This is a genomic window from Streptomyces changchenzhani, from assembly GCF_039766235.1.
Classification (GTDB): domain Bacteria; phylum Actinomycetota; class Actinomycetes; order Streptomycetales; family Streptomycetaceae; genus Streptomyces.
The window spans coordinates 327,682-353,870 of record NZ_JBDHNH010000003.1; the positions used below are offsets into that span (position 1 = coordinate 327,682).

General features: G+C 70.7%; 19 protein-coding genes. 4 read left to right on the top strand and 15 right to left on the bottom strand.

Annotated elements, in window-relative coordinates:
• Window positions 1-126 precede the first annotated feature (126 nt).
• Genes ABCR94_RS12925 through ABCR94_RS12935 form a run of 3 tightly spaced genes read right to left on the bottom strand, consistent with a single transcriptional unit; the run spans window position 127 to window position 3,379 of the window.
• The gene (locus tag ABCR94_RS12925) at window positions 127-552 is read right to left on the bottom strand and encodes a hypothetical protein (RefSeq protein ID WP_347119399.1); all 426 of its coding nucleotides are present in this window, start codon (window positions 550-552) and stop codon (window positions 127-129) included.
• The gene (locus ABCR94_RS12930; protein WP_347119400.1) at window positions 549-2,699 is read right to left on the bottom strand and encodes a hypothetical protein; all 2,151 of its coding nucleotides are present in this window, start codon (window positions 2,697-2,699) and stop codon (window positions 549-551) included. Before ABCR94_RS12930 ends, ABCR94_RS12925 begins: the two co-directional genes overlap by 4 nt.
• Window positions 2,696-3,379 (bottom strand): hypothetical protein, encoded by a 684-nt coding sequence (locus tag ABCR94_RS12935; protein ID WP_347119401.1) that lies wholly within the window; start codon window positions 3,377-3,379, stop codon window positions 2,696-2,698. The genes ABCR94_RS12930 and ABCR94_RS12935 overlap by 4 nt, the downstream gene beginning before the upstream one ends.
• A 513-nt stretch (window positions 3,380-3,892) precedes the next feature.
• Between ABCR94_RS12935 and ABCR94_RS12940 the strand changes: the two genes are divergently transcribed.
• On the top strand, window positions 3,893-4,678 hold the full coding sequence (locus tag ABCR94_RS12940) for an IS5 family transposase (RefSeq protein ID WP_347117076.1): 786 nt from the start codon (window positions 3,893-3,895) through the stop codon (window positions 4,676-4,678).
• Here the strand turns inward: ABCR94_RS12940 and ABCR94_RS12945 are convergent.
• The 3 genes from ABCR94_RS12945 to ABCR94_RS12955 all read right to left on the bottom strand — a co-directional run bounded on the left by ABCR94_RS12945 (window position 4,641) and on the right by ABCR94_RS12955 (window position 6,651).
• Window positions 4,641-5,159: a zinc ribbon domain-containing protein gene (locus ABCR94_RS12945; RefSeq protein WP_347117077.1), complete on the bottom strand. Its 519-nt coding sequence runs from the start codon at window positions 5,157-5,159 to the stop codon at window positions 4,641-4,643. The two genes, ABCR94_RS12940 and ABCR94_RS12945, sit on opposite strands and share 38 nt — an antisense overlap.
• A 98-nt stretch (window positions 5,160-5,257) precedes the next feature.
• Entirely contained in the window at window positions 5,258-6,229 is a 972-nt protein-coding gene (locus tag ABCR94_RS12950; RefSeq protein WP_347119402.1) for a hypothetical protein, read from the bottom strand.
• Window positions 6,226-6,651 (bottom strand): hypothetical protein, encoded by a 426-nt coding sequence (locus ABCR94_RS12955; protein ID WP_347119403.1) that lies wholly within the window; start codon window positions 6,649-6,651, stop codon window positions 6,226-6,228. The genes ABCR94_RS12950 and ABCR94_RS12955 overlap by 4 nt, the downstream gene beginning before the upstream one ends.
• A gap of 74 nt (window positions 6,652-6,725) precedes the next feature.
• On the opposite strand from ABCR94_RS12955, the gene ABCR94_RS12960 reads away from it, so the two are divergent.
• Window positions 6,726-7,648 (top strand): IS5 family transposase gene (locus tag ABCR94_RS12960; protein ID WP_521976869.1). Its coding sequence is split into 2 segments (ribosomal slippage): window positions 6,726-7,112 and window positions 7,115-7,648, totalling 921 coding nucleotides; the frame shifts between segments, so codons are not numbered across the junction.
• Here ABCR94_RS12960 and ABCR94_RS12965 read toward each other — a convergent pair.
• Window positions 7,634-8,587 (bottom strand): site-specific integrase, encoded by a 954-nt coding sequence (locus ABCR94_RS12965; RefSeq protein ID WP_347119404.1) that lies wholly within the window; start codon window positions 8,585-8,587, stop codon window positions 7,634-7,636. The genes ABCR94_RS12960 and ABCR94_RS12965 overlap by 15 nt on opposite strands.
• A gap of 242 nt (window positions 8,588-8,829) precedes the next feature.
• Window positions 8,830-9,999, bottom strand: a complete 1,170-nt coding sequence (locus tag ABCR94_RS12970) for an agmatine deiminase family protein (RefSeq protein WP_347119405.1) — start codon at window positions 9,997-9,999, stop codon at window positions 8,830-8,832.
• 354 nt (window positions 10,000-10,353) lie between these two features.
• On the opposite strand from ABCR94_RS12970, the gene ABCR94_RS12975 reads away from it, so the two are divergent.
• Window positions 10,354-10,935 carry a TetR/AcrR family transcriptional regulator gene (locus tag ABCR94_RS12975; protein ID WP_347119406.1) on the top strand — a complete coding sequence of 194 codons (582 nt, stop codon included), beginning with the start codon at window positions 10,354-10,356 and terminating at the stop codon, window positions 10,933-10,935.
• Between the two features lie 188 nt (window positions 10,936-11,123).
• Window positions 11,124-12,065 (top strand): IS5 family transposase, encoded by a 942-nt coding sequence (locus tag ABCR94_RS12980; RefSeq protein ID WP_347119407.1) that lies wholly within the window; start codon window positions 11,124-11,126, stop codon window positions 12,063-12,065.
• On the opposite strand, the gene ABCR94_RS12985 is transcribed toward ABCR94_RS12980, so the two are convergent.
• The 7 genes from ABCR94_RS12985 to ABCR94_RS13015 form a co-directional block, all read right to left on the bottom strand.
• Window positions 12,025-12,573: a hypothetical protein gene (locus ABCR94_RS12985; protein ID WP_347119408.1), complete on the bottom strand. Its 549-nt coding sequence runs from the start codon at window positions 12,571-12,573 to the stop codon at window positions 12,025-12,027. The genes ABCR94_RS12980 and ABCR94_RS12985 overlap by 41 nt on opposite strands.
• Window positions 12,574-12,931: 358 nt before the next feature.
• Window positions 12,932-15,877, bottom strand: a complete 2,946-nt coding sequence (locus tag ABCR94_RS12990) for a condensation domain-containing protein (RefSeq protein WP_347119409.1) — start codon at window positions 15,875-15,877, stop codon at window positions 12,932-12,934.
• A complete protein-coding gene (locus tag ABCR94_RS12995) occupies window positions 15,867-17,732 on the bottom strand; it encodes an amino acid adenylation domain-containing protein (protein WP_347119411.1) in 1,866 nt (621 codons plus the stop codon). The genes ABCR94_RS12990 and ABCR94_RS12995 overlap by 11 nt, the downstream gene beginning before the upstream one ends.
• Window positions 17,733-17,820: 88 nt before the next feature.
• The gene (locus ABCR94_RS13000; RefSeq protein ID WP_347119412.1) at window positions 17,821-19,752 is read right to left on the bottom strand and encodes a non-ribosomal peptide synthetase; all 1,932 of its coding nucleotides are present in this window, start codon (window positions 19,750-19,752) and stop codon (window positions 17,821-17,823) included.
• Window positions 19,752-22,943 carry a non-ribosomal peptide synthetase gene (locus tag ABCR94_RS13005; RefSeq protein WP_347119413.1) on the bottom strand — a complete coding sequence of 1,064 codons (3,192 nt, stop codon included), beginning with the start codon at window positions 22,941-22,943 and terminating at the stop codon, window positions 19,752-19,754. The genes ABCR94_RS13000 and ABCR94_RS13005 overlap by 1 nt, the downstream gene beginning before the upstream one ends.
• 271 nt (window positions 22,944-23,214) lie before the next feature.
• Window positions 23,215-24,513 carry a non-ribosomal peptide synthetase gene (locus tag ABCR94_RS13010; RefSeq protein WP_347119414.1) on the bottom strand — a complete coding sequence of 433 codons (1,299 nt, stop codon included), beginning with the start codon at window positions 24,511-24,513 and terminating at the stop codon, window positions 23,215-23,217.
• A 102-nt stretch (window positions 24,514-24,615) separates the two neighbouring features.
• Window positions 24,616-25,917, bottom strand: coding sequence for an MFS transporter (locus tag ABCR94_RS13015; protein ID WP_347119415.1), 1,302 nt, complete (start codon window positions 25,915-25,917; stop codon window positions 24,616-24,618).
• Between the last annotated feature and the right edge of the window lie 272 nt (window positions 25,918-26,189).

The window sequence follows — 26,189 nt, forward strand, 5'->3', positions numbered from 1 at the left end:
CAACGACCCGTGGCCGAATGGGTGACGGGCGACATCGGCCGGACACCAAGATCAAGTACTGGCGGCTTTGGCCTCACCTCGGCGCTACCCCTGAAGGTTCCGCCGTGTTGATCGCCCAGTCCCTGCTCACGGAGAGTTCTCGGGGCGGGGTAGAGCCACCACTTGGGCGGTATTGGTCTCGCGCCCGGTCAGGGCGGCGTTCTCCAGAGCGAGCAGGTTGATCGCGGTGGCGTAGAGCTGGAGTCGTTCTTCCAGTTCAGCGCAGTGTTTGACCAGCTTGGTGTGCTTCTTCCTGAGCTTGTCGTAGTCACTGAGGTCCTTCGCGAATGCTGCCGGGGTGGCATCGGCGGCCTTGACTCGGGCCTCGAAGAGTTCTTTGAGGTCAAGGTGCTGGTGCGTCAGGTGCCAGCGCTTGACGCCTGCCTCGATGGCGAGTTGGGAGACGCTGAGCCGTCCGCTGGACCGGAGCGGCTGGCCGGCGAGCAGGCGGTCGATGGCGGCCTGGATTGCGGTCCGGACAGTGTCTTTCCCGGTGGGCTGGGTGGCTGTCATGCCCGGTGTTCTGGCCTTTCGTGGTCGTGGTCTCCGAGGATGGCGGCCAGGCGTTCCCTTTCGTTCGTCTCGCGTGCGTGACGGATCGGGGGCGCCAGGGGGTCCGTGGTGATCTCGGTGAGTTCCTGGTGTCGTGTCCGAATCTGGAGGATGTCGCGGTCGGTGCGGGCGATGTTGCGGCACTTGGGCCGGCAGTCGTCGGTGTCGGGGGTGACCAGCGGGTCGCCCTCGGTGCCGCGGAGCTGACAGGCGGCCTGGGCGGGGTCGAGCACGCAGGTCATCCCTTCACCGTGGTGGATTTGGAGGAGGGGGTTGCCGACGAGGTCCCGGGCTTGGCGGTCGCTGGTCAGGACGTGCCCGGCGAATTGGCGGTTGGCGGCGGTGACGCGTTGGCGGTAGGCGTCGGCGGCTGGGCCGCTGATGTGCTCTCCTGCTTCCAGGGCTTCCTCGTCTTCGGCGAGACTCTCGATCCGGAACAGCCAGTCCTCGAAGGCGTACTCATCGGGGAAGCCGGATTCGTAGGTGCCTGCATAGCCTTGCAGGAGCCGGGTTTGGAGATGCCCGTACTGGATCGAGGCGGCGACCAGGCCGCGCGGGCGCCGCCGGATGAACCAGGCCAGTGTCCGGCGGAGCCGGGAGGCGGCGAGCAGTCCCAGATCGTCCGCGGGAATGCCGTCGGTGCGTCCTTGTGTCCGGCATTCTTCGTTGACCCATCGGACGAAGTTGGCCATGTCCATGGCGATGCGCTTGTCCGGCCGGGCCTGGCCCTGGCGCTTGGTAGGGCTGGACTGGGTATGAGGCTCGATCCGGGTCGGGAACAGCAAGGGGCCCGGGTGGAGCCGTTCCAGTACGGTCACCGCCCGCGCGACGGCTTCGACGATGACCCAGGGGTCGCGGCGGAGTTCTCCCTCCGGCATCTTGTTGCCGTCTGCGTCCACGGCGTTCTTGAAGTAGCGGCCGTGCATAAGCCACAGCTTGCTGTCCGGTGTGTAGGTCACGCAGCCGCGACGCAGGTTCAGTACCTCCCCCGGACGGGCCCCGGAAAGGTAGGCGATGGTGAGGAAGCAGGCGGTACTCAGGAGACGGGCCAGTTGCTTGGCCTCGGGGTAGGCGATGTGCTCACGCCAGGCGCTGCCATCCAGCATGCCGATGACGGGTGTGTCGAGGTAGGCGTTGTCAGCTATGGGAAGCCCCGACTCTGCGGCCATCCGGCCGGCCGGGGACGTCTGGACCGAGGCGGAGCAGATCACGGCCCGGCTGATGTGGTTCCAGTCGATTGCCAGGGTGCCGTCTGGCTGGCGCTTGCCCGGTAGCGATCCTCCGTCCCGGTGCAGCCGGTTCAGATAGGCGGTCATCCGCCGGGTGACTTCCCTGTGGGGGAGCCTGGCGTTCTGATCATTGCGTCGGCGGTGGACGGGCCCGTTGTCTCGGAGCTTCAGGAACTGGGAATGGGCGGCGAGGATGTCGTCGGAGAAGTCCTCGACGAAGCGCAGTGACCACATCAGCAGGGGCTGCATCGCCCGTTCCGGGATCCTCCGCGTGCGGTTGTCCCCGCTGATCCTCGCGCGGCCGAACAGGTCGCCGGAGTCCTCGCCGTCCCACGGCGGCGCGGCTGGCAGTCTCATGCTCGCGGGCAGGAGGTCTCGGTGTGCCCACAGCCTGCGGACTGCGGTCAGGCGGCGGTACTTGCGTTCCAGGTCGATTTCCTCGTCGGCCATGTCGGCCAGGTAGTCGTCCAGCAGTTGCGGGGTCACGCTGCTGAGCGCGGTGACACCGCGTCGATCCAGCCAGTTCAAGAACTGTTTCAACCCGCTGAACGTGTGCAGAACGGACGTCACTGCGAGGCGGCCGCCCTGCGCGTGCCTCATCATCTTGGGGCCGGTGTAGTTCAACAGCTGCCAGACGTAGCACTTCGCGGTAAGCCGCAGCGGGGCGGGGACCAGTGCGAAGTTGAAACTGCTGGCTTGCGCGTGATCCTCGAAGATCGCTGGGTCCATGTCCCACCGGTCGTCGGCGAAACGGGACAGCCGGGCCAGATCGGTTCCGGGCCGCAGTTCGCGGGTCATCAGCACCAGTGTGTCGGGGGCCGGACAGGTGATGCCCTCGGGAGTGTCGTCCTGGAGATTCGCGATCGTGGTCCCGGTCATCGTAGATCAAGCTCCCTGGTCAAGAACCGGGCGACGACAGCCCGGTCGCTGTCGGTGGCATCCGTCCGGGCGTCCTGGATGTCCTGGACGTCATGACGGGCCAGCAGATCGGCGAGCTGGGTGTGCGGCAGCGCGAAGCGCTGGGCCCATTGCATCGGCGTCAGCTCGTCGCGGCGGGCTTCGAGCTGGTCATGGACCAGCACTTGGAGGGGCAGATGCCGGGGCAGGGCCCGTGCGCAGGGGCAGTCCAAACACAGCATGAACGAGGCCCTGCAGGGCTCACTGGCTGGGGAGTGTGGGCTGTTGGTGTTGTCGACGCACGCGTTCATCACCGTGTCGAGCTCGCCGGCGATCATGCGCCCGAGTATGACCGCGTCCACTCCGAGCTCGGCGGCGACCGCTTGGGCATCGGTGTGGGCCCGGATGAGGTCGGCCTTCGACATCACCGACATCACTCCGCGGACGCGGGCCTTGTCGACCTCTTCCGCCAGGGCTGCCGCGACCACCTTCTGGTACTCGGCCAGGTTGCCTCGGTTGCGTGCCAGGTAGTCGGTAGCCAGCGTCTGCTCCGTATGAGCGACGGGCTTTTGGTGCAGTTCCAGGTATGTCAGCCGGGTTCGGGCCAGCGTCACCCGGAGCGGAAGCGGTGAGTCTTCCCCGGCGGACTCGTCCGCAGTCAAGGCGTGGTCAGCTCCCCATTTCTTGACCCATCCGCAGGGAGCCTGCGGGCGTAGCCCTCGGTGGCCGGCGTTCTCGGGCCACCCCATGAGCAGCAGGTCCGAGCCGGTCAACGCGCGCGAGTGCGAGGTCAGCTCGTGCAGCAGGAGGTAGAGACCGAACGGTGTGTGCAGCTCGTCGCGGGCCGAGATGCCGTCCGCATCCGCAGGGATCGTGATCCAGTCGGGAACCTGGCTCAGAAGCCGTAGTTCAATCGATCATGTGGCCTGGCGGTCGATCTGATGTTCCTCGCGTCGATCCCGGATAGGTGATCTTCATGGGGCGGGGCATGAAAGCAGGGCCTCTTGGAAGCGAGTGGTTGTCGAGATCACCGTTTCCAGGAGGCCCTGTTGTTCCAGTTCACCGCATCGATGGGGCCGGTGGCCAGTGGTTCGGCGCGGTCGTGTGACTGTCTCGCGCACGTGTACGGAAACGCGGCCGATCAGCCCGGCCGTGAGCGTCGGTACCCGACGGACATGACGGACGCGGAGTGGGCGCGGGTGCGCCCGTTGCTGCCGGTCCCGGCGTGGCTGGGCAAGCAGGCGGGCCGGCCGGAGTCTTATTGCCACCGGCAGATGGTCGACGCGGTGCGCTACGTCGTCGACAACGGTGTCAAGTGGCGGGCGATGCCCGCAGACTTCCCCTGCTGGGAGCGGGTGTACGCGTTCTTCCGCCGGTGGCGGGAGCAGGGGTTGATCGCGGAGTTCCACGACCGGCTGCGCGAGCAGGTGAGGGCGCGGGCGGGCAGGAACGTGGAGCCGAGCGCGGGAATCGTGGACTCACAGTCGGTGAAGGCCGCCGCCAACGTTCCGGCCGCCTCACGGGGTTACGACGGAAACAAGAAGATCAACGGGAGGCGTCGGCACATTGTGACCGACGTCCTGGGTCTGCTGCTGAGCGTCCACGTCGCCCCTGCTGACATCGGTGACCGTGACGCGTTCCAGGCCCTCCTGCCCTTCCTGAGCAAGAGATTTCACCGGCTCCGTCTCATCTGGGCCGACGGCGGCTATACCGGCCCTGTCCTCGCCGGTGCGGCGAAGGCGCTGAACATCGTGCTGGAGGTCGTCAAGCGCAGTGACGACACCAAGGGCTTCAAGATCCTTCCCCGCCGCTGGGTGGTGGAACGGTCTTTCGGCTGGCTGATGCGCTCGCGCCGTCTGGCCCGCGACTTCGAGACCACGACCGTCAGCGCCGAAGCGATGATCCTGTGGTCGATGACCATGGTCATGAGCCGTCGCCTCGCTGGCCGTCCGCGAGCGTGAACCGTCCCGCCCGCACCTCGGTCAGCCATCCACGGGCCACCATCTTCTTCGCCTTCGACCGCACCCCCTCCACCTTCGCCGGCACCAACTCCAGGCCCAGCCCACCGGCGATCTCCCTGCAGATCATCGACCGGTCACCATCCGCCCCGCCGGCCTCCCGGCCGACCAGAACACCGATGATGCGCTGATAGTCCGGCGGGAGCGCGGAGGCCGACAGGTCCGCCCGCCATTGCGGCACCATCGAACCCGACACCGTCACCGACGGGTCGGGCCGCGACTCCCCTCCCACCTCGACCGCCACGGACCCGTGGTCCACGCTCAAGGCGTCATCGAGCTCTTCCAACGCGACGACCTTCCGTTCCCAGAACGTCTCGGCCTCCCGCAGCGCGGCCAGGACCCGCTCGGCCTCCTCGCGCAGCAGTTCCACCCGCTGCCTCGCCGCACGTTCCCGCTCCTCGAACAGCCCTTTCACCGACGGCATCCCCGCACCTCCACGCTCGGACAATCATGACGCCCGAACCCTTCCGCGCTCAGCCCACTTCATACCTGACCAGCGGAAACGCAACCCTCAAGACCCTTTTAGCAACAGCTTCTCATCACCAGGCTCATGTGTGCCCTCCGGCCCCGCCGCGGCTTATGGGCGGGAAGGATCGCCGTTGCGGTCGCTCCCGTGTAGCCGTCAGCGCGATGGTGGGCGGCCCGGGTCGCGAGCACCACGTTCCGATTCTGGCCGGTCATAGCGGTCAGCAAGACGGCGGCCGCTGTCGTTTCCCGCGCCGACAGATGGAGCGAGCAGACGATCTCGCTCACCGTTCCGTAGCCGAACACCCATTCATGGGGGAAACCGATCCGGCCACGTGTGAGCTTCGTCCGTCGCGGAACGTCTCCGTAGCGGTCCACCCAGTCCATGAGCTCCATCCGGCGGTCGGTGACGCCTTCGAGCTCCCCCTGTCGGAATCTGAGCAGCAGCTCGCGGTTGTGCCGGATCCTGCGGGCCGCCGTGCGAATGTCGGACCGCGCGGCGTCCACGATGCGCTGGAACTCGGCCTTGCTGTAGCTCGCTTTGGGAGCCTCAGGCCGCCACCTGCCAAGAACGGGCTCCTTGAGCTTGGCGACCACCGACTCGTCCAGGCGCTCGGCATGGGCCAAAAGCAGCTTGAGCGCGCCCAGCTCCGCGCCCGCAGTCTTCTTCACCTTCCGTCGGATCTCGTAAAAGCGGTCGAGATGGTCCGGTGCCAGGTGGGCCACCCTCGTCGGAGGCCAGGCCAGCCCGGCCAGATAGCGCGTGAACATCACCACGGCGCCGAACACCTTGTTCACCGAGACCAGCGCCGTCAGCCCGCCCCCCGGCGCCGTTCGTCGTGCGAACGCCTCGGCGAAGTTGGCCTGGATGCCCTCGGCGACTGGTAACGCGCCGAAGTCGTATTCGCGGCTCCTGCTCCCGTCCTGGGCGAAGACCCGGACGACGAGCGCCCGGTCAGCGTCCAGAAGACCGTGGGCTGTCGGGGCGCCCGGGGCCGGCAAGGCTGCCCGGCGTCCGCGGGGGCTCACCGGCCCACCGCCAGGGGATCCGTGCGCACCCATGGATGGCTGGCGAACGCCTCGGCCATGAACCGGCCCACCGGGAAACCTTCCGCATGGGCGAGCAGCAGCTCGACCTCCAGGTTTCGGAAAGGCTCCAAGTAGACCTCCTTGGTCGTCTCTACCCGGCGATGACCCAACATCGTCTGCACCAGGTGCCAGACATCCCCGAACTGCTCGCGGAAGTCCTGCAGTTCGTCATTCGTGAGATGGGCGAGCCGCCGGGCACTGACCAGCTTGCCGACCGCGAACCATTTCAGGGCAGCAGAGTGGCGGAGCATGTGGGCGGTGCAGGTGAAGTTCTGCAAGCCCAGCTGCTTGATCCTGCGGTTGCCGGCCGTGAAGGTGTGCTGCCAGCCGTGTCCGGCCCTGGGCAGACCGTCCTCGTTCAACCACAGCGCTAGGCAGTGTCTGATGGCTCTTGTCCGGGCGGTGGATCTATCGCTGTTCAGGGCAGGAGTCGGTCATGGTGCGTCGGCATGAACTGACAAATGCTCAGTGGGAGCGGATAGCTCCGCTGCTGCCGGAAATCGGCGGGCCGGGTGGACGGTGGGCCGATCACCGCACCGTGGTCAACGGTGTGTTCTACCGGACACGGACCGGGATTCCCTGGCGTGACCTGCCTGAACGCTACGGAACCTGGCAGACCGCCTACGAGCGACACCGCCGTTGGTCGGCCGACGGCACCTGGTCAAAGATCCTGCGTGCCTTACAGGCCGGCGCGGATGCCACCGCTTTGGATACAGACGGCGAGTGGGCGGTGAACGTCGACTCAACGACATGCCGGGCCCACCAGCACGCGGCTGGAGCCCGGCATACTCCTCCGACCGACCATCCTGAAAAAGGGGCGGCATTCGTGTGGACGAAGATGGGCGTGAGGCCCTGGGACGCTCCCGGGGCGGACTGACCAGCAAGATCCACCTGCTGGCCGACGACCGCTGCCGGCCTCTGGTCTGGCTGACCTCGCCCGGTCAGCGCGGGGACAGCCCGATGTTCATCCCGCTCATGCACGCCCTGAACGTGCCCCGCACCGGGACCGGGCGTCCCCGCACCCGACCGGACCGGGCCCGCGGCGACAAGGCGTACTCCAGCCGCGCCAACCGCGTCTACCTGCGCAGACGCGGGATCAAAGCAACGATCTCGCAGCCCGACGACCAGCGCGCGAACCGCCACCGACGCGGCCGGGCCGGCGGACGTCCACCAGCCTTCGACCGCGACCAGTACCGCCGACGCAACACCGTCGAACGCACCATCGGCAAACTGAAACAACACCGGGCCGTCGCCACTCGGTACGACAAACGCGACTACATCTTCAACGGCACCCTGGCCACCGCAGCCATCGTCATCTGGCTCCGCGACCTCATCAAAGAGCCATCAGACACTGCCTAGCGGCTCCAGCCCGTGCGGGGTCTCCTGGAAGAGGTTGCGCCTCAGCGGCGGCGGCACCAGGTTCCACGGCCGCTTGACGGTGCCGCCCCGGCCGTCCTCCAAGATGACCGAGGTCCTTCCGGCCGCCACGACTACGCGGCGGCCCGGCACCGACGCGTAGCGGCCCTCCTGCTGTGCTTGCCGCACGGCCCGGGCCCGAGCACCCTCCCTGTAAGAGGACGTGCCGGTGAGCACGGCGCGAGGCATCCAGTACCGATAGCCGTAACCGCCTTTGGCGCACTTGTCAGCGAGGGCGCAGGTGAAGTAGCCGCGGTCTGGAGCGATGCGGGGCAGCTCGGGCAGCACCACGCTGGCCCACGACGACACGCGCAGACCGGTCCCGTACAGACCGTCGAAGAACGCCGTGTCCCGCTGTTCATTGCGCCCGCGCCAGGACCTGTCAGCCCGGCCGTCCAGGCCCCGCCCCCGCAGTCCCACGTCCCGCCAGCGGGCGACGGCCGCGGGGTCGAGCCACTTCACGTTCTCCTGCCGCTTGCCCCGAGGAGCCTCCATGTCCTCGAAAGGGTCGGCCACCTGGTACTTCCTGCCGGCCCATCGGTAGAACTTCTTGCAGGCAGCCAGGTCCTTGGAGAATGCAGATGTCTCGACCGTCCGGCTGTTCCCTGGATCGGTAAGCCGCCAGAACTGGAACTCCTCGGCGTCTTCCTCGGTCGCCTCCCACCAGCGTCGTCCGCAGGTCAGCAGGAAGTTCAGCCACAGTGCGAGCGAGTAGGCGTAGTCGCGGTTGGTCAGGTCGGCCAGATTGCGCATCTTCGCCGAGGCCAGGAAGGCGTTGATCCGGAGATCCGGGTAGCCCTCCGGCCCGATGAGGAACCGCTGCCCGTCCCTGCCTCCACGCTCGCTCAGCCACGACGCCAGATCTTGCGTACGACCTGGCAAAAGATTGCGTAACTCACCCCACACACGATCCCCGTCGTACCGATGTACACGCCAGCCCACAAGGTTGTCGGCAGCCGCAACTGCCTCAGCAACATGCATGCGGTCACTACAACAGAGCACTTGCTACAGAACCAAAGGGCGGCGGGTGCTCACGGCTCCTATTCTGCCTGTGTCTGGGTGCCCAATACGCGGAGAGGGGGTCGTTGCATCGTGACCACAGCCGTTGTGTGGGTGGGGCGGGTTCAGTCGACCGGCTTGCCGGGCTGGTCGTGCGTCGAGCAGTGGATGCCGCCGCCGCCGGAGGCGATGGTGTCGATCTGGACCGGCACGATGTCGCGTTTGGGGAAGTGCTCCTGGAGGATGCTCCGGGCGTGGTTGTCGGCCTTCCGGTCTCCGAACTTGGGCATGAACACGGAGTCGTTGGCGACGTAGAAGTTGGCGTAGGTGGACACGAAGTCGTCGCCCTCGCCGGTGATCCTGTCCAGGTCGGGCTGCGGCAGATCGATGATCTCGAAGGGCCGGCCCCTGGCGTCCGTCGCCTCGCTGAGTACGGATCTGGCCTGATCGGCCGCGCGTGACCAGGAGTCGGCGGGCATGCCGGGGAAGGCACTGTCCAGGAGCACCACACCGGGCGCGGTGAACCGCACGAGGCTGTCCACGTGCGCGTCGGTGATGTCCTGGCCGCGCACGCCGGCCAGCCAGATCACCTTCTTGATGCCCAGGGTCCGCTTGAGCTCGGCCTCGATCTGATCCCGGTTCCTTCCCCGGTTGCGGTTGTCGTTGACGATCGAGCTTTCGGTGATGAGGAGGGTGCCCTCGCCGTCGGTCTCGAAGGAGCCGCCCTCGGAGACCAGGGAAGCCTTCCTGCGGGGGATGTCGTACTTCGACAGGAGGGCGCGGCCCACCCGGCCGTCATTCGTGTGCTCTTGCTTGTTGCCCCACCCGTTGAAGTTGAAGTCGATGCCGATGACGTCGCCGTCCTGCTCCACGAACACCGGCACGGTGTCGCGGGCCCACAGGTCGTCGACGGCCAGCGGGATGACCTCGACGTCGCGCCCGCACGCCTTCTGGGCAGCGGATAGCTGGTCGGGCCTGGCCATCATCACGACGTACTCGCACTGCGCGATGGCGCGGGCGACGCGTGCGATGTCCTCGCGTACGTAGGGGAGGTCTTCCTCCCACACCGACTCGCGGGCGGGCCACGACATGAAGGTGCGCGCGTGGCTTTCCCACTCGGCACCCAGGCGCAGGCCCTTGGCCGCCGTGTCCTCGTCGCCGGCGATGCTTGCGGCCCCCGCCAGTTTGTCGCCGGGGCCGCACGCCGAGGCGCCCAGGACTGCAGCGCCGATCCCGGTGAATGCGCGCAGGGCCGAGCGGCGGGAGGGGCGGGTGAGGGGGACGGGGAGGGACACGGTGAACTCCGATCATCGTGATGAGGATCAAGCTATCCGTCGGCACGGCGTGACGCTCCACGAGCGTGGAGCGGACGGGTGTGACACGTGGAGGGTGCGATGCGGTTGGAGCTGCTCGCCGTCTCGACTCTGACACAAACTGAAAATTCAGTCAAAGAGGGAAGTGGTACGCCACCGGTGCGCCAGTTTCACCGCGATGGCCTCGCGCATGAGCCCGCAGGTCACGGTGGTCACGGTGGTCACGAACGGTCACCGTGAGAGCGACTGACGCAGGGCCGCGCAGGCTGCCGCCCCGTTCGGCTGGCGGTCGCCTGAGATCACCGGGCTGGGAACGGACCGGTAAGGTTCGGATTCATGGCGCCTCGCACTACTCAGATCCTCGAAGCAGCCGCACGGCTGATCGCCCGCCGCGGCGTCCGCGGACTGCGCGTCGATGAGCTCGCCACCGAGGCCGGTGTCTCGACGGGGCTGATCTACTACCATTTCAAGGACCGCACCGGGATCCTGCGCCATACGCTGGATTTCATCAACGACCGCGCCGAGCGCTACACCACGTGCCGCGACACGGACGCCGGACCGGTGACCCCCCGTGCGGAACTGGAAGAGACCCTCCTCCTGGAGCTGCAGGACACACCGGAGGTCAGGGAGAACAGCTCGGCCTGGGGGGAGTTGAGGGCGAGCGCTGTCTTCGACGAGGTGCTGCGGGAAGACCTCGCCCGGGCGACCCTGGCGTGGGTGCAGGAGGTGGCCGCTCTCCTCGGTCGGGTGCACCCGATGACCCCGGCGCCCGCCCTGGCCGCGGCAGGCGAACGGCTCACCGCCATGCTGGAAGGGCTCAGCATGCGCTGGCTCAGCGGCGGAGTGCAGCTCGGTCACGCGCGTGACCTGGTGCGCGGCGCCATCGACGCCGAACTGGCGCTGCTGCGGGAGAAGTAGCGCCGGCTCCTGCGGGGCTGTTCCGCCGCTGTCGCAGGCTCGTAGCCGACTGTGGTGGTGGGCCTCACTGGCTGTTGCTCATTCGGCCGTGATGCTTGACGGTCGAACGGGAGTGCCAGCCGGATCCACCTTCGCGTGATCATTTAGCGGTCCGCGCATGAAAGCAGGGCCTCCTGCACAGCTCGGGGATGTCGAAGTCCAACGAGCAGGAGGAGACCCTGGTGCTCCAGTCTGTCGCGCCCGCCGCCGCGACGTCCAACTCCGGCGTGTCGCGGTGCGATTGCCTGGCTCACCGATTCGGGAACGCCGGCGACCACCCTGACCGGGCAGCGCGCTATCCATCCGATACGACCGACACCGAATGGGCGATCGTGCGCGCGGCCATGCCGGTCCCGGCCTGGCTGGAGAGCCGGCGCGGACGCCCGGAGTCCTACTGCCACCGCCAGATGCTCGACGCCGTCTTCTACCTCCTGGACGGCGGCATCAAGTGGCGTGCGATGCCTCTCGACTTCCCGCCCTGGGACCGCGTCTACGCCTTCTTCCGCCGCTGGCGGGACCGCGGATGGACCATCGAACTGCACGACCGGCTGCGCGCGCAGGTACGCGAGGACGCCGGCCGCGACCCCGAGCCGACCGCCGCCATCATCGATTCGCAGACCATCCGCTCCACCCCCACCATCCCGGTGGCCACCTCCGGCTACGACGGCAACAAGAAGACGGTCGGCCGCAAACGCCACCTGCTGACCGACACCATCGGCATGCTGCTGGCCGTCACCGTCACCCGCGCCGATGTCGGGGACCGCGACGCCGGCCAGCACCTGATCGAACGTGCCGGCGCACGCCACCACCGCATCCGGCTCATCTGGGCCGACGGCGGATACACCGGCTTCCTCGTGTCGTGGTGCGTGGCCGTACTCGGCCTGACACTTCAGATCGTCAAGCGCAGTGACGACGCGGAAGGCTTCCAGATCCTGCCGCGCCGCTGGGTAGTGGAACGCACCAACGCGTGGCTGTGCCGCACCCGCCGCCTGGGCCGCGACTACGAGCGGCGCCCCGACTCGTCCGAGGCGATGATCTACTGGTCGATGGTCATGCTGATGCGGCGCCGGCTGGCCCGTCGGCCAGGGTGAACTTCCCCGCCGAGGTCTGGGTCAGCCAGCCGCGCTCAGCCAGGCGGCGGGCCCGGGAGCGCACCACTCCCTCGATCTTCGACGGCGTCAGCTCGACGCCCATCGCCGTGGCGATCTGCCTACAGGCCATCGGCTCCTCGCTGCGGCGCCGGGCGTCGGCCAGAACGGCAAGGATGCGCTGGTAGTCCACCGCGAGCGCTCCAGGATCGGCACCAGGACTCCACGGCGGCAGGATCGATCCGGGGCGCGCGGCAACGACGGCTGCAGAGCCCGACTCGCGGCCCGCCACCGGAGCTTCCAGCTCTCCCGCCGCCTGCCCGCCAGCGTCGTCCTGATGCTGCCCGGCCAGGACCCGGCCGACCCGCTGCTGGGCGATGACCAGCTCCTGCCAGTCGGTCTCGGACTCGTGCAACTCAGCCAGCAGCCGGTCCGTCTGCTCACGCAGCACCTCCACCCGCTGCCGGGCGGCGCGTTCTTCGGCTTCCAACAGTCCCATCACCGACGGCATCGGCAGCATCCTCCCTCTCGGCAGCAACATGCTGGAAAAGTTCTGCCGCACCACCCGGGCGCCTATGCCTGACCTGCGGAAACCAGCCGGTCACACTCGAAAGAACAACAGCCAGTCAATGCAGCACTGGTGATTCTGGCCGCCGGGCAGGCGAAAAGGCGGACAGGTTGAACGCTTCCGGAGGGCCGGTGAGCCTTGGCGTGGCAATCCCACGCCAGGCACGGCCCGTTGAACGAGGAACCCACCCGAAGCCCCGGCCGGTCACCACCGGCAGGCGGACGGACATCCTCCCCGCCATTGTGGGCGGGGAGGATGTCCGTCCGCACTCGTAGTCCCGCGCGTTGCAGGACCGGGCAGGTCACGGCAGGAGGGGCGTCACCATGTCGCTGAGGACCGAGTGCAGGTCTTCGCCGGGGCGTGGGCGGAGCGCGGTGGCCAGGCGGTCGGCGCGGTAGTGCCAGTGGTGGTCGAGGTCCGGGTGGACGTGTTCCTCGTCGACACTGACCGTGCTCTTGCTGTTCAGCAACCGCACCAGCACGGCGGCCAGTTCCGGCCAGGCGACGTGGCCGTTCACGGCGTTGGCCACCCCGTGGACCGGTGTGTCGAGGCAGGCGGTCACCGCCCGAGCCAGTGCCGCCGCGTGCACCCACGGTGCTCCGTACCAGTCGTGGCCGCCGCTACCGGACGCGGGCAGGGTGATCGGGTGGCCGTTGACGGCGGACTGGTAGAGCAACCCCGTTGCACCCCAACGGAGTTGGTCGCGCAACCGGTCGTGGGGGCCCCAGACGAGGGGCGAGCGCACGGCGCTGGCGCCGCCGCGGCCGCCGGTGCCTGCCGCCCGCAGCAGGAGCTGCTCGCAGTCGAGCTTGGCCTGCCCGTACGGGCTGAGTGGTTGCCGGGACGGCGCCTCCTCCGCCACCCACGCGTCCGGGGGGTGGCCATAGGCGTCCACACTGCTGACGAAGACGAAGGGGCCGCCGCGCCAGGCGTCGACCATCGCGGCCATGGCGGCCACGTCCACCTCGGGCCGGGTGAAGGTGCTGGCCGCGTGGATCACCGCGTCGGCGCCGGCGACCGCGGCCCGTAGCCCTTCGAGGTCACTCAGGTCGCCTTCGACGACCTCGATGCCGTCCCCGGCCACCAGGTGCGCCGACTCGGGGCGGGCGAGTGCCAGCACCGGCCGGCCGCTCGCCGCCAGCTCCCGCAGGACGAAGGCACCCACGCCTCCGGTGCCCCCGGTGACGAGGACAGTTCCGGTACGCGTCCCGGTACGTTTCCGGCGCGAGGCCGCCGTGACGGCGGAGGCCGCCTGCTGGGCCGCGCGGGTGTCCAGGAGCGTGGTGACGCCGCGCGGGGTACGGGCCTGCATGATGTCCAGGCCGGTCAGCGGCAGGGTGAGGGTGGCCCGTAGCCGTTCGGCGAGCTGGACGGCGGTCAGCGAGTGACCGCCCAGCGCGAAGAAGTCGTCGTCCGGCGCCGGGGGCCGGCCGAGCAGGTGGCCGAACGCTTCCGTCACCGCCTCGGCGCGCGGTCCCCGCGGAGCGGGCACCGCCGGGGCGCCGGGCAGCCGGTCCGTGGCCGGCGTTCCGTCGGCCCTGCGCGGCATCGCGTCCAGCAGGGTGATGGCGGCCGGGACCAGGTCGGGGCCGAGCGTGGCCCGCAGGTGGGCTCGCAGCTGGGCGGGGGAGAGACCGTAGGGCCTGCGCAGAACGACGTAGGCGAGCAGCGGTCCGTCCGCCGGGGCGGGGACGACGGCTTCGGCGACCTGCGGGTGGGCCAGGAGCAGGGCCTGCGCCGGATGGAGGAGGGCGGGGTCGTCAACGGCCGGACGTACTGCCGCGACACCCGGAGGCACCGTCGCGACACCCGGACGTACCGTCGGGCCCGGCAGCGCGGAGAGCCTGCGGGCGGGATCGGACGCGACCTCGGTGAGCAGGGCCGCGAAGGACGTGGCCAGCGCCTCGCCCGTCGTATCGTCTAGCGCGCTCCGGCGGTACTGGACCAGAGCGGCCGGGCTGCCGGTGTCCACCAGGCCGAGCGAAAGGTCGAACTTGGCCTCGCCCACGCCGATTTCGACCGCCGCCGCCCGTAGGCCCGGCAGCCGCAGCGCGGTGGGTTCGCCCAGCACGTCCGACGTCACGCGTATCAGGGCGGTGCCGTCGCTCCCGCGCGCCGCCGCGCCGAGCCGCTCCACCATGAGGTCGAAGGGCACCTCCCGGTGCTGCTGCGCCTCCAGCAGTGCTTCGCGTACACGCCCAAGCAGGGTCCCGAATCCGGGGTCGCCGGACACGTCCACACGTACCGGAAGGGTGTTGACACACAACCCCACCAGGCCGCGCATGGCCTGGCCCTCGCGGTGAGTGGCCGCGCAGCCGATCACCAGGTCGTCCTCACCGGTCAGCCGGTGCAGCGCGGCGAACGCGGCGGCCAGCTGCACGGTGAACAGCGTGGCCCGGTGCGCCCGCCCCACCGCACGCAGGGCAAGCAGAACCTCCTCGCCCAGAGGTGCGGTACGGGTGACTGCCGGGCGCGCCGCCCCGTCGGCGGGCGTTGCCACGGGCCGGGGCAGTCGGGGCGGTGTGGCCCCGGCCAGTGTGCGGACCCAGTGGTCGAGGCCACGGCCGAGGCGGTCGGCGGTGGCGTGTTCGCGCCGGGCGACGTCCGCGTACTGCGGCGGGTGCGGCGGCAGGCGGTGCGCATCGCCTCCCGCGGCGGCTGCGTACAACTGCTCCAGTTCGTCCGCGACTGTCTCCAGTGAACCGCCGTCCAGGGCAATGTGATGGAACGTCAGTAGAACCGTGTGGTCCTCGGGTCCGTGGCGCAACACCAGGGCGCGCGGCAGCGGGCCCGCCGCCAGGTCGAACGGGCGCCGGGCTTCCTCGGTCAGCAGCTCCGTTCCGTCGCCCTGCGTGGCGACCACGCGTACCTCGATCGACGGCGGTGCGGAAAGCGTCTCCTGGTACGGCTCCTCGCCGCGCTGTCCGTACCGGGTGCGCAGGATCTCGTGGCGGCCCACCAGCGTGGTGAGCGCGCTTCGCAGCGCGTCCACGTCGAGCGGCCCGGCCAGCCGGGTCGCGAAGGGCACGCTGTACAGGGCGTCGTGGTCGCCGAGGCGCTCCATCAGCCACATGCGGCGCTGGGCGTGCGAGAGCGGCGCGGGCCCCAGGTCGCGGGGGGCGGCGGGGGCCGCGGCCGATGCGGCGGTACGTGCGCGGGCCCGGCGCAGCAGTTCCTGCTGGAAGGCGGTGGAGGTGGAGGTGGAGGCGGAGGCGGAGGTGGAGGTGGAGGTGGCGTCAGTGGTCATGGGTGTGCTCCGGCGCGTCGGGGTGCGGGTCACTGTGGGCGGCCAGCAGGGCGCGTTCGACCAGCGCCGCCTGCCCGGCCACCGTGGGGGTGGTGAAGAAGTCGGCGAGGGACAGTTCGACTCCGAGATCCTCGCGGAGATCGTCGGTGACGACGAGCGCGAGCAGGGAGTGCCCGCCGAGGGCGAGGAAGTCGTCGTCGGGGCGGGTGACTTCGCACTCCAATGAGCGGCTCCACACCTCGGCGACGGCCTGTTGTAGCGGGGTCAGCGACTCGGCTTCGCCCCGGGGTGCCGCCGGGGCAAGGGCGGCGAGCGCCCGCAGGTCCACCTTGCCCGAGGTGGTGAGCGGCAGCCGGTCGATCACTGTCAGCTCGTCGGGCACCAGGTGGTCGGGGAGCAGCTCGGTGAGCCGCTCCCGCAGGGTCTGCGCGAGCACCGGGGCGGGGCCGGCCACCACGAAGGCGGCGAGCCGGGTGTCGTCGGGGGCCGGGTGGCGCACGGTCACCGCGGCGTCGGCCACCTCGGGCTGTTGGCGCAGGACGTGCGCGATCTCGCCGGGCTCGATCCGGTGCCCCCGGATCTTGATCTGGTCGTCGCTGCGGCCGTGGAAGTCCAAGACCCCGTCGGGGCGGGCGCTGACGAGGTCGCCGGTGCGGTAGAGCCGTCCCAGCGAGGGGTGTTCGGTGAACCGTTCAGCGGTCAGCGCGGGCTGTCCCACGTAGCCGGCGGCCAGCCGGGTGCCGCCGATCCACAGCTCGCCGCGCTCGCCGGCGACGGCCATCTGCCTGTTGTCGTCAAGGATATGGGCGCTCGCCCCGGCCACGGGGCGGCCGATCGGCACCGGTCCGTCGCAGTCCGCGTCGGTGACCCGGTGAGCGGTGGCGAAGGTTGTCGTCTCGGTCGGCCCGTAGCCGTTGACCAGTTCCAGCCAGGGGAACGCCCGCAGAACGGCACGGGCGTGCTGGGCGGAGAGGGTCTCGCCGCCCACCACCACGGTGCGCAGCACCGAGAAGACGCGTGAACGGCGTGCAGCGAGCTGGTGGAAGAGCGCCGTGGTGAAGAACGCGACGGTGACCCCGTGCCGCTCCACCTCGCGCACCAGGTCCTCGAAGGAGGGCCGCTGGGCCGTACACACCACAACGGCCGCACCGTTGGCGAGGGCCGCCCACACCTCGAACGTCGAGGCGTCGAACGTCGCGGGGGAGTGCAGCAACACCCGGTCGCGGGGGGTCACCGTGAGGTACGACGGGTCTGTGACCAGCTCGGCGACGGCGCCGTGCCGGACGGCGACGCCCTTGGGGCGGCCGGTGGATCCGGAGGTGAACATGATGAACGCCGTGGCGTCCGGGCCGGGCCCGGCGACGCCATGGGGCTGGCTGCGGCTCGGCGCTGTATCGTCGGCCGGCGTGTCGCCGTCAGGCAATGGCGTGTCGTCGTCGTTGAGCCAGGCGTCGGGGCTCAGCGTCAGGCACCGCCCGCCGCCGCCCGCCGACTCCAGTAGCTTGCCGTCGCCCACGGTCAGAGCGACTTCCGCGTCGGCGAGCATCGCTTCGGTGCGGGGCCGGGGGTGCGCCGGGTCGAGCGGGACGCATACCGCGCCCGCCCACCACAGGGCGAGCTGCGTGACGACGGAGTGCGCCGAGCGCGGCATCAGCAGTGCCACCCGGTTGCCGGGCCGCACACCCTGCTGCGTCAGGTGCGCGGCCAGCCGTCGGGCGCCCGAGGCGAGCTGGGCGTACGTCAGTGTGGTGTCGCCGTCGGTCACGGCCAGCGCGTCGGGGGTCAGCCCGGCGTGCCGGGCCACCAGGGCGGGGAGGTCGGGCACGTCGGTGGACGGGGGAGGGGACGCGGGCATGGAAGGTTCCTGTCGGTGGCCAGACCGGTGGTCAGACCGGTCGTCGGGCCGGTGGCCGGGCCGGGGCTGCGTCGATGCGGTCCGCATGTCAGATCCCCGCGCTTCGGTCGGCGGCAGCGGCGGTCGAAGACCGCTTGTCGAGGACGGCAGCCATCGCCCGCAGGCTGGGCTGGCGCAGCAGCTCCGGCGCGCGCAGTCGTACGCCGGTCTCCGCCTCCACGACCGCCAGCAGCCGGGCGGCGTCCAGGGATGTGCCGCCGAGGTCGGTGAAGTTGTCGTCGGGTGCGGCTCCGGGGAGGCGCAGCAGTTCGCGCACCACCCGCAGTACGAGCCGCTCGCTCGCAGTCGCCTCCGGCGAGATGTCCCCGCCCGGGGCGAGAGGTTCATCGCTCTGCTCGACGGCCTCGCGCCGCAGGAGCGCGGGCCGGTCGACCTTGCCGTTGGCGTCCAGCGGGAAGGCGTCCACGATCCGCACCACCGAGGGCACCGCCTGCTCGGGCAGCCAGGCGCGCACCGAGGCCCGCAGCTTCTCCGGTTGGGGCTCCGTTCCGGCCGCCGCGGTCACATACGCCACCAGCCGGGCACGGCCGCCGGCGTCGCGGGGTGCGGTGAGCACCGCGCTGCGCACCGTGTTGTCCTGCTCCAGTGCGGCCTCGACCTCGGCAGGTTCAATCCGTACGCCGCTGATCTTCACCTGGTCGTCGAGACGGCCGAGGAACTCGATCAGCCCGTCGGCGCGCATCCGCACCCGGTCCCCGGTGCGGTACACGCGGGCGCAACCGGGCACAGCCGCTTCGCGCGGCGGGGCGGTGAACCGGCTCGCGGTGAGCTCCGGGTCGAGGTAGCCGAGTGCGAGCCCGGCGCCGCCGATCAGCAGTTCGCCCTCCTGCCCGCGCGCTACGACGCGTCCGGCGGCGTCGGTGACCATCACACTCACGCCGGTGACCGGACCGCCGATGGGCGGCGCGGCATTCTCGTGCACATCGGCGTCGGTGGCCCGCATGGTGTGAACGGTGGCCAGGACGGTGGCCTCGGCGGGCCCGTAGGCGTTGTGCACCACGGCACTGACGTCGGGGCCGGGACGGCGGCGCATCCGGTCGCCGCCGACAAAGAGGTGACGCAACGTCAGATCCTGGGGCCAAGGCCGGTCAAGCAGCGGTTCGACCATGGGGGTCGCGGCGATCGCGACCGTCACGCCGGCGCCGCGCCACCAGTCGGTGAGTGCGGCGGGGTCCCAGCGGACGGCGTCCGGGGCGGGCACCAGCGCCGCACCGGAGGTCAGCCCGGCCCACAGTTCCAGCAGGTGCGGGTCGAAGGCGACGCCGATCAGCAGCGACTGCCGGTCGCCGGGGGCGAGCCCGGTCTCCTCGCGATACCAGCCCAGCAGCGCTGCCAGGGCCGGTTCGGCCACGGCGACCGCCTTGGGCCGGCCGGTGGAACCCGAGGTCAGTACCGCGTACAGCGCGCCGGGCAGGGCGGTCCTGGCGTCCGGCGCGGGCGGGGCGAACGCGGCGACCACCCCCGCGGCGGCGTTCGCACCCGCGCGGGGCAGCGGCAGCTCCACCAGTTCGGCCGCCGTGCGGTGCTTCTCCGCGAGCACATCGGGGGTGCCGATCAGGCAGACGACCCCGACGTCCTCTCCGACGGCGGCGAGCCGGCGTTCGCCCGGACGCGGCCCGAGCGGCAGATAGACCGCACCGACCCGGGCCAGCGCCACCGCGCACACCACCAGGGCCGCCGAACGGTCCAGGCAGACCCCGACGAGGTCTCCGGCCCGTACCCGCCCGCCCCAGGCCCGTACGACGTCGTCGGCCGCCGCGTCGAGCTGCTGGTACGTCCAGGAGTGGTCCCCGTCGATCACGGCGGGGGCCTGCGGGGAGCGGCGTACCCACTCCTCGTAGGCGGCGAGCACGCCGGAAGGAGCATGGGGGTCAAGTGGCCTGCCGTGCAGCACACTTGGGATCTCGTCCGGGTGAACCGGCGTGTTGCTGGTGAGTGTGTCGTCGAGTGTGTCGGTCATCACGACTCCGTCGGCGTGGTCGTAGCGGCGAGGGTGAGGGCGGGTGCGGCGGTGGCCGCGAGGGCGCGGGCCTGGTCGGCGAGCACCGGGTTCTGGAAGAGCAGCCGCAGCGGCGGCCGTTCGCCCAGGCGCGGTTCCAGCCAGGCCGCGAGCTGTGCGGCGAGCAGGGAGTGACCGCCGACGCGGAAGAAGTGCGAGGAGTCCTCGAAGCGGCTGTGGCCCAGCGCCTCACGCCAGCCCTCAGCGACCAGCGCCACCAGGGGTTCGGTGGCAGACGTGGGCTCCCACGCGGGCTGGGTCTCCGCCACCGGGGCCGACGGCTCCAGCTCCGCGGCCAGCCGGGCCAGCGCCACCCGGTTCGGTTTGCCGCCGGGCAGCGACGGCATGGCGTCCAGCCGCACCCACTGGCCCGGCACCAGCGCACCGGGCAGCCGGCCGCTCAGCTCGACGTGCAGCGCCTGCTCGTCCCACACCCCCTCCGCCGCGTCCCGGGTCTCCAGGAAGCCGACGAGGCGTGGCCCGCCACTGGCCTCCCGGTCGAGCACGACGGCGCAGGAACGGCCGCCGAGCACTGCCGATGCCGCTGCCTCCACCTCCTCCAGCTCGATGCGGTAGCCGCGCAGCTTGATCTGGTTGTCCTTGCGTCCCAAGAAGCGCAGCAGGCCGTCCGTTCCGCGATAGCCCAGGTCACCAGTGAGGTAGACGCGTTCGCCGCCGAGCGCCGGGACCGTCACGAACCGGGCGGCGGTCGCTTCCGGGTTCCGGAGGTACCCCTCGGCCAGACCGGCGCCCGCGACGGCGAGTTCACCGACCGCCCCGGCCGGCAGCGGGCGCAGACCGGCGTCCAGTACGTGGATCCGGGTCCCGGGCAGCTCGGAGCCGAGCGGGATCTCCGCTCCGTCCACCAGAGCGTCCGCGGTGATCTCGTACACCGTCGAACTGATCGCCGCCTCGGTCACGCCGTAGACGTTGAGCACGCGCACCCTGCCGGCGGTGTCGGTGAGGAACGCGCGCATCGCGTCCGCCGGGATGCGCTCGCCGCCGAGCACGAGCAGCCGCGGCGTCCAGCGTCCGTCCCGCAGCGCGGGCCGCAGGTCTTCGCGGGTGGCGAGGAAATAGCTGGTGGGCAGGTTGGCGACGGTGACGCGGGCGGCGGCGAGCAGGTCGGCCAGCTCGGCCCCGGTGGGTACCTCCTGCTCGGGCACGACCAGGCAGGCACCCGCGTACAGCGACGGCAGGACCTCCTCCAGCGCCACGTCGAACGACGGCTGTGCGAACAGCAGCACCCGGTCGCCCACCGCGAGGGAGAACCGGTCGGCGGCGCCCGTCAGATGGTTCCGCAGGGCAGCCCGGCCGACCGCGACCGGCTTGGGTATGCCCGTCGAGCCCGAGGTGTGGATGATGTACGCCGCCGAGGGCACGGCCTCGGCCGGTGCGGCCGTCGGCAGCACGGCGGTGTCGACGGTGGCCGTCACCAGGCCCCGGGGGAGAGAGGTGGCGGCGTCGGACGTGAGCACCAGCGCCGGACCCAACCGCTCAAGCAGCAGCTCAAGCCGGGCGGGCGGGTCGGACGGCGACAACGGGCAGTACACCGCGCCGGTCCGCAGACAGGCCAGCAGCGTCACCACGGAGTCGACGCCCCGGGGCAGCACCGCCGCCACCGGCTGACCGGCCCGTACCCCTGCGGTACGCATCCGCTGCGCGAGCAGGGCGACCCGCTCGTCCAGCTCGCCGTAGGAGATCCGGCGGGCGCCGACGAGCAGCGCGGGCAGCGACGGGTCCTGGAAGGCGGTGGCATCGAGCGGATCGCGGTCCTTCGGCACATCGAGGGCGGGCGCCGCCGGCGTGGGGCGCGCCGGCAGGGCGAGCTCAGCGAGAACCGAACCCGGCGCGTCCAGATAGGCGCGCAGCAGGTCGAGGAACCGCCCGGCGAGCAGCGTCGCCACCTCCTCGCCGAACAGATCGGCGTCGTAGTCCCACACCAGCGTCATGCCCGCGACCCCGTGCCGGGGGCCGACGCCGCGCCGGTCGTCGGGCAGCAGCACCACATCGAGGTCGAAGCGGGTGGTGCCGGTGTTGAAACCCTCGAACAGGGTGATGTCCAGGCCGGGCACCTCCAGCTCGGGCAGGGCAGCATCGTGCGCGCTGAACATCACGCCGAACAGCGGATTGTCGGCGCCCGAGGTATGCAGCCCCAGCGCGCGGGTCAGTTCCTGGACCGGTACCTCCTGGTGCGGCAGCGCACGGAAGAGCGTGTCGGTCACCTCGTCCATGGTGTCGTCGGCCGGGGCGTCGGCGTCCAGGTGCAGCCGCAGCGGGATGGTGTTCACGAACATCCCCACCGCGTCCTCGAAACCGCGCGGCCGGTTGCCCACCGCCGTGCCGATCACCATCTCGGACCGGCCGCTGTGCCGCCGCAGCAACTCGGCGAAGAGCCCCAACAGCGCGGAGAACGGGGTCAGCCCGCGCTCACGGGTGTGGGCGCGCAGCCGTTCGGCGAGGTCCGCGCCGATTGACTGGCGCAACTGCCCGCCGCGGTGCCTGCGCACGGCGCCGGGCCGCACCAGACCGGGCAGCGGCATGTCGTACGACGCCTCCCGCAGCTCGTTCACCCAGTGCTCCAGGCCGGCACGTCGCTCTGCGGCCTGCCCGGCGCCGGCCTGGGCGCGCACATGGTCGGCGTACGACGAGGCGGGCACCGGCTCGACGCTCTCGCCGAGCACATGGGCGCGGTAGACGCCGAAAACATCGGCGAGCAGGATCGCGAACGAGTGCCCGTCGTGGATCAGATGGTGTTCCACATGGATCAGCCGGTGATGGTCGTCGGCGAGCCGCACCAGCGTCCAGCGCAGCAGCGGCGCCTCGAAGGTGTCCAGCGGGCTCTCGGCCTCGGTGCGCAGCAGCGACTGGTACGCGGTCTCCGCATCAGGCTCCTGGGTCAGGTCCACCGTTCGCAGCCGGGGCAGGCACGTGTCTGCGACCCGCTGGCCCGGCACCGCGCCGGCGGCGGGTACGAGTTCCAGCCGCAGCCCGGGATGGCGGTCCAATGCGGCGCCAAGACCCCGGTTCAGGGCGGTGCTGTCGAGGGTGCCCCACAGGTCGAGCGAGGCGGTGAAGTTGTAGGCGCGGCTGCCCGGTTGCACCTGTTCGTGCAGCCAGACGATCTCCTGCGAGGACGAGAGAGGAAGCATGGTCGATCCCTGGGGTAGTCGGGTCGGATTCCGGGCGCGTGTTGTCCGGGTGCACCGGCACGGTCTGTACGGATGCACGGGCACGGTGGTGTCCCCGCGTCCTGCGGTGCACCGGCCGGTCCGCGGATCGCGCGGTCGGCCGGGTGGGGCGTTGCGGGTAGTGAGGTGCGGGTGGTGAGGTCCTGGGAGGAACGTGCGGTTGGTCCGGGGTATGGCCTGCTGGTGTGGCCGGGGCCGGTCCGGGTGTGCGCGGGGGCGCGGGGGCGCGGGCTCAGCCCACGGGGGCCGTCGCCCGCAGCTCGCCGCACAGGGCGGCGAAGGCCTCGCGGGCCGCGCCGTCGTCGAGAACCGCGCGGTCCCACACCATCCGGAGCCGGAGTTCGCCCCCCTGCACGACCGAGACCGCGAAGGGGCCCCGGACCTGCCGTCCGTCGACGTACACCTCGCGGCCCGGCACGTCGCCCAGGCGCAGTACCGGCCGCCGACGGGCGTCGTCCACGGTCAGCAGTCCGTCCAGCTGCCCGGACCACCGGGACCCGGCCGACCGGGCGGCGTGCACCACTTCGTCGAAGGGGGTGTCGGCGCGATCCAGGTCGTCCCACCACTGGGTGGCTGTCAGGTCGGGATTGGGCCGGACCGCGTCGGTGGCGGCCGGAAAGACCACGGTGTTGAGGAAGCAGCCGAGCACCGGCGGGGCACCGGCGGGGCGCCCGCCCCACGGGTAGCCGATCGGCGGCATCCGAGGTGTCCCGTACAGGACTGCGGCAGCCGCCCGGCAGGCATCGAGCAGAGCGGGGAACGGGACCCCCAACTCCGGTGCGGGCAGTGTCAGTTCGGCTGATCCGGTGGGTAGGACGCCTGCGGCGGGCAGTTGCGCCCGCGGCTGTGGGGCCCGCTCGTGCACCGTACGCAGCCGCTCGCCCCAGTACGCGAGCGCGCCGGGCGAACTCGCGCGGTGTTCGGCGTCGAGTTGGAGCAGGACGGCTTCGCGGTAGGCGGTCAGTTCGGCCGTCACCTCGGCGGGCGACGCGTCGTCGGGCCCGAGCCCGTAGCGGTAAGCGGCACCCAACTCCTCCACGAGGCGGGCGAGGGACTGGCCGTCGCAGGCGGCGTGGTCCAGCACGACGGCGAGTACGTCCTCCGCTGTTTCGGCGTCCCCCTCTGCGAGGAAGAGCCGCAGCGGCGGCCCGTCCGCCGACCAGGAGCCCAGGACGCGGCGCAGCGCGGTGTGCGCATCTTCACCGGGGCCGCGACGTACCCGTTCCACGGGTACGTCCGGCTGATGCGGCCGGAGCACGGGGGTGCCCCGCACCACGTAGGCGCGGGAGCGCAGCGCGGGATGGACGGCGGCCAGGTGTGTCGCAGCGGCGCGCAGCCGCTCCACGTCCACGGTGCCGCGCGGGAACGCGAAGAACAGGGGGACGGTGTCCGGACGACCGGCGGGGTCCAGGGAACGCACCAGCACAAAGCGCCGCTGGGCCCCGGTGACGGGCAGCAGGTCCGCCCCTTCGTCGCCTGCGGCGACACGCTGGTAGCGGGTCAGATACTGACCCGTGATGCTGCGGTGCACGTGATCCTCTCAAGACTGGACTGGATACGGAGGGCTGGTCTCAACGAGCTGCTGTCAAGGAAGCGGCTCCAGGCTCCATGGCACGGGCTTCGGCGATCGGGATCAGCGAACCGGCTGTGGGTCGCGCCGACCGTCCCGCTCCTGCTCGTCGTCCGCCACCGGGCCCGGCAGGTCGCGCATCCGGCGCAGTGGCGAGAGCAGCAGGGGCAGCGGTACGAGGAGGAAGCCGGCCGCGCAGATCCACAGGGCGGCGCGCGCCCCGAACACCTCGGCGACGGCCCCGCCGGCGAGGGCGCCCAACGGCAGCGTGCCCCACATCAGGAAGCGCAGAGTGGCGTTCATGCGGCCCAGCAGCCCTGGCGGGCACAGGGTCTGACGGAAGCTCACCTGTGCGACGTTGTAGACGACCGCGCCGAAGAAGACCGCGCCGGAGGCGACCGCGAACAGCGCGGCGGCAGCCCCCCTGCCCGACAGCGGCCACAGCAGCGCGAACGGGCCTGAGACCAGCGCGGACAGCCAGATGAGGCGCGCCTGCCCGAACCGCGCGGCCAGCTTTCCGGCGCACAGCGCGCCGGTCAGCCCGCCCACGGCGGACGCGGCGAGCATCAGCCCGACGGCTGCGGGCTCCAGGCCGAGCACCCGCACCAGGAAGACGGTCTGGGTGGCGAGCAGCATGGCGCTGAAGAAGTTGCCCAGGCCGGTCGCGCCGGCGATGACCCGCAACAGCGGATGACCGAGCACGAATCGCAGGCCCTCCGCCACTTCCTTACGCAGCGAGGCGCCCGGCACGGGTTCGGGCTTGGCCTCGGGCTGTCGTATCGCCATCAGGAACAGCGCCGAGAGGGCATAGCCGATCGCATCCGCCACGATCGCGAGTTGGGCCCCGACCAGCTGCACCAGCCCTCCGCCGAGACCCGGACCCGCCACCTGGGCGGACGACCGGACGGTCTCCAGCGCGCCGTTGCCCTCCACCAACCTCTCCCTGGGCAGCAGTTGCGGCAGGTAGCTCTGGTGGGCCACGTCGAAGAAGACCGTCGCCACCCCGGTGACCAGGGCGACGACGTACAGCTGCACCATCGTCAGCGATCCGGCCACCGCGGCGAGCGGCACACTGGCCATGGCCAGCGCGCGGACCAGGTCGGCCCGGATCATCAGCGAACGCTTGCGCATCCTGTCGACCCAGGCCCCTGCGGGAAGGCCGATCAGCAGGAACGCGGCGGTCTCCGCTGCGGTGAGCAGCCCGACCTGGAAGGCGGGTGCGCGCAGTTCGAGCACGGCGACCAGCGGCAGGGCGACCAAGGTGACTTGGGCGCCGACCTGTCCGGCGGCCGCTCCGGCGAGCAGCAGGCGGAAGTCGGGCAGGCGAAGCAGGCCGCCGGAAGCGGCCTGGGGCGAGGTGGGCATGTACGCGACCCTCGGGCACCGGGTGATCAAGAGTCAAAGCAAGTAGGAGAGTTTCGGTCGTTTCTTCGGCCCTTGTGCTCAACTTCTGCAAATTTTCCCGCTGATGTGGGCAACTGGCAAATGAATTCGCTGCCTTGGGGGCCTCATGTGTGGGACATGTGCCCGCTGGCGCACCGGTGATCACAGGTGAGTACAGGCTGTGCACCGCTGGTCACGCACGCATGTCCGAAAATCGACACTGCCGGCGATCCGTAGTGGTCGGGGGGAACCTC

Bases quoted from the DNA above. Each gene is read 5' to 3' on its own strand.
- ABCR94_RS12925 (WP_347119399.1), bottom strand. From the start codon at position 552: ATGACAGCCACCCAGCCCACCGGGAAAGACACTGTCCGGACCGCAATC.
- ABCR94_RS12930 (WP_347119400.1), bottom strand. From the start codon at position 2,699: ATGACCGGGACCACGATCGCGAATCTCCAGGACGACACTCCCGAGGGC.
- ABCR94_RS12940 (WP_347117076.1), top strand. From the start codon at position 3,893: ATGACGGACGCGGAGTGGGCGCGGGTGCGCCCGTTGCTGCCGGTCCCG.
- ABCR94_RS12945 (WP_347117077.1), bottom strand. From the start codon at position 5,159: ATGCCGTCGGTGAAAGGGCTGTTCGAGGAGCGGGAACGTGCGGCGAGG.
- ABCR94_RS12975 (WP_347119406.1), top strand. From the start codon at position 10,354: ATGGCGCCTCGCACTACTCAGATCCTCGAAGCAGCCGCACGGCTGATC.
- ABCR94_RS12980 (WP_347119407.1), top strand. From the start codon at position 11,124: ATGTCGAAGTCCAACGAGCAGGAGGAGACCCTGGTGCTCCAGTCTGTC.
- ABCR94_RS12985 (WP_347119408.1), bottom strand. From the start codon at position 12,573: ATGCCGTCGGTGATGGGACTGTTGGAAGCCGAAGAACGCGCCGCCCGG.
- ABCR94_RS12990 (WP_347119409.1), bottom strand. From the start codon at position 15,877: ATGACCACTGACGCCACCTCCACCTCCACCTCCGCCTCCGCCTCCACC.
- ABCR94_RS12995 (WP_347119411.1), bottom strand. From the start codon at position 17,732: ATGCCCGCGTCCCCTCCCCCGTCCACCGACGTGCCCGACCTCCCCGCC.
- ABCR94_RS13000 (WP_347119412.1), bottom strand. From the start codon at position 19,752: ATGACCGACACACTCGACGACACACTCACCAGCAACACGCCGGTTCAC.
- ABCR94_RS13005 (WP_347119413.1), bottom strand. From the start codon at position 22,943: ATGCTTCCTCTCTCGTCCTCGCAGGAGATCGTCTGGCTGCACGAACAG.
- ABCR94_RS13015 (WP_347119415.1), bottom strand. From the start codon at position 25,917: ATGCCCACCTCGCCCCAGGCCGCTTCCGGCGGCCTGCTTCGCCTGCCC.